Annotated in this window: 2 protein-coding genes; both read right to left on the reverse strand. The window is 62.4% G+C overall.

Going from position 1 to position 2014, the window contains the following annotated elements:
- Positions 1-120 precede the first annotated feature (120 nt).
- Positions 121-366: a hypothetical protein gene (locus tag QZY48_RS14010; RefSeq protein ID WP_295431667.1), complete on the reverse strand. Its 246-nt coding sequence runs from the start codon at positions 364-366 to the stop codon at positions 121-123.
- Between the two features lie 234 nt (positions 367-600).
- Complete coding sequence (locus QZY48_RS14015; protein WP_295431669.1) at positions 601-1659, reverse strand: S-4TM family putative pore-forming effector; 1059 nt, start codon at positions 1657-1659, stop codon at positions 601-603.
- Positions 1660-2014 lie beyond the last annotated feature (355 nt).

A 2014-nucleotide genomic window follows, 5' to 3' on the forward strand; every position in this document is an offset into this window, starting at 1 on the left:
ATTATCGTAGCGCCCGGGATTCTTTTGCACCCCAAAGTGCATCGCTTCTCCGATTACGATTACGATTACGATTACGACAACGACAACGACAACGACTGTGTTTAACTTGTTCGTGACTCGTTACTCGGCGCCGCCCGTCTCGTCCGGCGTCGATGGCTGATACCAGCCGGCCTCCCGGTCGCTAAGTTCCCCGGCCTGGATGCGCCGCTCCAGGGCCTTGCGGTCGAGCATCCGGTAACCGCTGCCGGGCTGGGCGGCGGCGCGCAGCGCGTCCTCCAGGCCGAGGGCGATCAGCACCAGGCTGAGCGCAATGAGGCCGAGGAAGCGTGCCTCACGGGCGTGCCAATGTCGCGTCGACAGGTTCATGGTATACGGAACGGTTTTGAGTTTTCGGCTTTTGGTTTTTCGTTGGGACCTGTCAAACAGCACGTTACGAAACACGAGAGCCGAAAAACCAAGTACGATGAGTATCAGACAGCTTGGACGCCTGGAGTTCCCGGATTCAGTCATAGCAGCAAGCACCTCCGGCGATTGGATGCACCCGGCAGCACCGCCCAGACCGCGCCGGGCCACGCTAAGCGGCGGCGCGGCAGAAGGCCGTTATACCTCCAGCGTTCCCCTCCCTGCCGCCCCATGGGATGGCTTGGCGACTGTCCCTGCTACGCTCTCGCCCTCGCGCTCGCCCTCATGCCCGGTCGGGTCGGCGGGCGGGGGGTTGCTGGTCCCGTCTGCCGCCTTCGCGTCCGCAGCGCGCTCCCCGAGCCGCGCGCGGGCTTGTTGGACCCATTGCGCCGCGCCTTCGTTCATCCCGCTATTGTAGCGCTCGCGCAGCCAGTCGTAGAGCAGGTCCGGCACCGGCTGGGTACTCCCGCGATGCGTGAAGATGGCGTCCTGGAACTCGCGCGCGTCGGCCGCGCAGCGCTCTTGCGCCTGCCCGTCGAGCGCGGCGTCCCAGAATTGCTTTGAGCACCGCTTGAGCTCATCCACGCGCTCAGCGGCGCGGATTTGTTCCCGATACTCCCGCCGCCCCAAGTCCAGTAAGGGTATCAAGGGCACGATACCCTGTATGAGCAGCTGCGCCATCGTCAGACCCAACGCCCAACCAAGCAGCACCATCACGGCCAGCAGCCCGATCAGCACGACCAGCAGCCACATCGCGTAGGCTCGACGCAACCGCCCGTCCCACCAACAATTTTGGCGTTGGCATACCAGCCGGGCGAGGTGCAGTGGGAGCTGGCCGACGGCGGGCGCGTACCAGTCCGTAAGTCCGGCGCGATCGCCGCCCCGCGTCCAATAGGCGCGCGCGGCGTCGGCGACCGATTCCGCGTCCGGCATGTCGGCGATACGGGTGGACCGCCAGGGAAGTTCAAGGACGTCACAGTCGAACGCCTCCTGGATGCTGGCCGCGAGTTCACGCAGACGCTCCTGTTTCGGCTCGAAGTAGACATGACTCGCGATGAGCACGCCGATTACCCAAACGACGCCGAGGACCGCCAGGTCACCGATAAACATGGTCGCAAGACCAACGGCGAGCGTCAGCGGGCCGGCAATCAGGAACTGCCAGTTCATCAGCACCTTCGCCTGGGCGTAGAGCGCTCGCTGTGCGGCCAGGCGCTGAATCTGGGGATTTTCATTCTGGAGAGAAGGGATCGCGTTCATATCGGACTCCGGAGCCTCATGGTAAATGACGGGAGGGCCTTGATCATAAATCCGCCCAGCCCACCCCCTCGTGACACCGCTCTAAGAGACTGGGCAAGTATTCGAGCCTTAGCATAATACTTTCACAGTCTCTCTAGTATCCCGTTTCAGCTATTCTTGCGCATGACCAAGCCCCGAAGGGGCGTGATATACCAGCCCAGGGCAACGCCCTGGGATAGCGTTGTTTATTCGGCCTAGCCCTGAAAGGGCGGGACATAAGGAAACGCTGATTGAACCTGGGTTGGTGCTCCAAAGTTCGGATTTTCTTAGCATCAGATCGGGTCCGGGCGATTTAATCAGCGTTTCCATAAGGAGC

Source organism: uncultured Thiodictyon sp., from assembly GCF_903828115.1.
Taxonomy (GTDB): domain Bacteria; phylum Pseudomonadota; class Gammaproteobacteria; order Chromatiales; family Chromatiaceae; genus Thiodictyon.